This is a genomic window from Flavobacterium piscinae (assembly GCF_004122145.1).
GTDB classification, from domain to species: Bacteria; Bacteroidota; Bacteroidia; order Flavobacteriales; family Flavobacteriaceae; genus Flavobacterium; species Flavobacterium piscinae.
Map to the genome: position 1 here is coordinate 1 of NZ_SBKQ01000060.1, position 222 is coordinate 222.

Below are 222 nucleotides of genomic sequence, written 5' to 3' on the forward strand. Positions count from 1 at the left end.
CGGCTTTTTATTTGGATAATTATTATGTCTATGCTATGCCAACCTCCGGACAGGATTTTGTATCTTTGTATTTACCGGACGTTCTTGCTTATAATGATTACTATCCTTTTGGCATGCTAATCCCAAATCGATTTGATAGCATAGAAGATTACCGGTATGGGTTTAATGGTAAGGAAAAAGATGATGAGGTAAAAGGGGAAGGTTTACAATTAGATTACGGAT

1 protein-coding gene is annotated in these 222 nt (G+C 36.0%); it reads left to right on the forward strand.

What is annotated here, in order from left to right:
- Nucleotides 1–222 (forward strand): hypothetical protein (locus EQG68_RS15175; RefSeq protein ID WP_222845223.1); only part of this gene is annotated, 222 nt, incomplete at both ends.